Here is a 774-nt window from a genome sequence, read left to right on the forward strand (position 1 = left end):
CCCCACGCCCCTGGACGAAAAAGGCCCCACCGAAGTGGCCCACGCAGCGGCGGCGTTCAACGAAATGCAAAAGCGCATTGCCGAATACCTCAAGGAGCGCATGCAGATCCTTGCGGCGATTTCCCATGACCTGCAAACCCCGATCACCCGCATGAAGCTGCGCGCCGAGTTCATGGAAGACTCGGTCGACCGCGACAAACTGTGGAGCGACCTGGGGGAAATGGAGCACCTGGTGCGCGAAGGCGTGGCCTATGCACGCAGCGTGCACGGTGCCACCGAAGCCAGTCACCGCATCAACCTTGACGCCTTCCTCGACAGCCTGGTGTTCGACTACCAGGACATGAACAAGCAGGTCAGTCTCACCGGCAAGAGCGCCGTGGTGCTCGACACTCGCCCCCACGCCCTGCGCCGAGTGCTGGTGAACCTGGTGGACAACGCCTTGAAGTTCGCCGGTTCTGCACAACTGGAAGTGGGTTCGACGGCAAGTGGCGAGTTGTCGATCAAGGTGCTCGACAACGGCCCCGGCATTGCCGAGGACGAGCTGCAGCAAGTGATGCAGCCGTTCTACCGGGTAGAGAGCTCACGCAACCGCGGCACCGGCGGTACCGGGCTGGGGCTGGCGATTGCCCAGCAACTGGCCGTGGCGATTGGCGGCTCGCTGACCTTGAGCAACCGCCCGAGCGGCGGGCTGTGTGCGCAGATCAAGATCAATCTGTAGGCGCCTGCCTGCGAAAACGGCGGCACAGCTAATAGTGATGTCGCCTGAACCACCGC

General features: G+C 63.0%; 1 protein-coding gene. It reads left to right on the top strand.

Translation table 11 applies throughout. From position 1 onward, the window contains the following. On the top strand, positions 1 to 718 hold a 718-nt coding region (locus HX803_RS32205), incomplete at its 5' end, for an ATP-binding protein (RefSeq protein WP_178926089.1). Positions 719 to 774: the final 56 nt, after the last annotated feature.

It is taken from the genome of Pseudomonas sp. P7548 (assembly GCF_013386585.1).
In the GTDB taxonomy this organism is placed as follows: Bacteria; Pseudomonadota; Gammaproteobacteria; order Pseudomonadales; family Pseudomonadaceae; genus Aquipseudomonas.